Annotated in this window: 2 protein-coding genes and 1 pseudogene; all 3 read left to right on the top strand. The window is 38.2% G+C overall.

Annotated features, from left to right (window positions below):
- Window positions 1-189: 189 nt before the first annotated feature.
- A complete protein-coding gene (locus tag BGC07_RS23340; RefSeq protein ID WP_077216881.1) occupies window positions 190-633 on the top strand; it encodes an ABC transporter substrate-binding protein in 444 nt (147 codons plus the stop codon).
- Between the two features lie 5 nt (window positions 634-638).
- Entirely contained in the window at window positions 639-1,805 is a 1,167-nt protein-coding gene (locus tag BGC07_RS11890; protein WP_158006931.1) for a peptide ABC transporter substrate-binding protein, read from the top strand.
- 135 nt (window positions 1,806-1,940) lie between these two features.
- A pseudogene (locus BGC07_RS20720) lies at window positions 1,941-2,198 on the top strand (hypothetical protein); the annotation flags it as partial.

Genomic DNA, 2,198 nt, shown 5'->3' on the forward strand with positions numbered 1-2,198 from the left:
CTTAGAAGAAGAACGCAAGGTTTCTTGCTATATAATGCTTATTTTTAATAGCAATTTTATTGAGCAAAGTTTTTATTGAATTTTTTTCTCAAAGATGATTGAATGGATGAATGTCGCTTAAATGTGGCTTAAGTAGCCTACAAAGATTTTGTATGGTGAATGATCTAATTACAAGGGTGTGCTCAAATTATGAAAAGAAAAGTTGTATGTTCTTTACTGGCAGCAAGTCTGTTGCCCCTCTCGTTATTTTCTGTAGCTTCCAGTGCTAATGCGGCAGAAACCGTATTGGTGAAAGGCAATGGGGCAGAACCAGGTTCTATCGATCCTCAAAAGGTTGAAGGGGTGCCTGGATCAACGATTGACCTTGACTTGTTTGAAGGGTTGACAGTAGAAGGACCAAATGGAGATATTTTGCCAGGTGCTGCAAAAAGCTGGACGGTTAGCAAAGATCATTTAGTCTATACATTTAAGTTGCGTGAAGATGCGAAATGGTCCAATGGCAAGCCGGTCACTGCACAAGACTTTGTTTACGGCATGCAGCGTGCCGAGGATCCAAAAACCGCTTCAACATATGCCTATCTTCTTTACCCCATTAAAAATGCAAAAAAATTAATGAGAATAAATTACCTTTAAAAGAGTTGGGTGTTAAGGCACTTGATAACCATACATTAGAAATAACACTTAATACACCAACGCCTTATTTTCTGGCGGTATTGAGCCAACCTACGGCTGCGCCTGCTTATAAACCGTCGATAGAAAAATGGGGCAATGGCTTCACTAAGCCAGGGCATTTAGTTTCAAACGGTGCCTATGAGTTAACCAGTTGGGTGGTCAATGGTCATATTAATCTTAAGAAAAACCCATATTACTGGAATGCCAAAAATGTTCAGATTGATAAAGTTGAATATTTGCCTATTGTTGAGGCGACAACTGCAGTCAAAATGTACGAAGGTGGTCAAATGCAATGGACAGCAACGATTCCAAGTAATCAATACAGAGCGCTAAAAGCGAAATATGGCAAGCAAGTTCATACAGCTCCTTATTTAGGGTTGTATTATTATGATTTTAATATGCAAAGAGTGCCGTTTAAAGGTAATTTAAAGTTGCGTAAAGCCTTAACAATGGCGGTAGATCGCACGGCTTTAACTAAATACGTTTTAGGGCAAGGGCAAATTCCAGCGTATACTTATGTTCCAGAGGGGACAAATGGCATTAAATTTACTCAGTATCAATGGGCAACGTGGCCACGCGCCAAACAAGTCTCAGCAGCGAAAGAATTATTTAAAGAAGCAGGTTATTCTGCCGATCATCCATTAAAATTCACGATTTCTTACAACACACTCGAAGATCATAAGAAAATTGCCTTGGCTGTGATGTCGATGTGGCAGCAAGTGTTTGGTAGTGCGATTGATGTGAAAATCGAAAACCAAGAATGGAAAGTCTTTTTAGCAACACGTCAAAAAGGTGATTATGATGTTGCACGTGATGGTTGGATTGGTGATTACAACTATGCAACAACTTTTTTAGATCTATACCAATGTGGTAACCCACAAAATAATTCACATTATTGCAATAAGAAAGTGAATAACTACATGACAAAAGCTGCAATGAGTGATACTGATAAAGATCGTTTGATGCTAAATACTGAAGCTGAGAAAACAGCAATGGCTGATTATCCAATCATCCCATTGTATCAATATGCAGCATTGCATATGATTAAATCTGATGTGAAAGGCTATACTGGTAAAAATGTGCTTGATCACATTCACACCGCTGACCTTTCGATAGACAAACAATCCGCTTAACCAATATAAAGCCAGGTTATCCTGGCTTTTTTGAATCTTATTTTATAGGGTATAAAATTATGTTTTCATATATAATTAAGCGTATTTGTGGTGCTATTCCAACACTATTAATATTAGTGACTGTTTGTTTTTTTCATGATGCGCTTAGCTCCCGGCGGCCCGTTTGATGGTGAGCGAGCATTACCACCGCAAGTCAAAGAAAATTTATTAAAAGCCTATCATTTAAATGAGCCGGTTTATAAGCAATATTTTCTTTATCTTAATAATTTAACACATGGGGATCTGGGGCCTTCTTTTAAGTATCGTGATTGGACGGTAAATCAGCTCGTTGCCAAAGGTTTTTCCTGTTTCTTTAAAGTTGGGTCTTTGGGCGATGTTTTGGGCAGTGTTATT

Origin of the sequence: Piscirickettsia litoralis (assembly GCF_001720395.1) — a bacterium.
Classification (GTDB): domain Bacteria; phylum Pseudomonadota; class Gammaproteobacteria; order Piscirickettsiales; family Piscirickettsiaceae; genus Piscirickettsia; species Piscirickettsia litoralis.

Coding starts and splice junctions, on each gene's coding strand:
- BGC07_RS23340 (WP_077216881.1), top strand. CDS start 190: ATGAAAAGAAAAGTTGTATGTTCTTTACTGGCAGCAAGTCTGTTGCCC.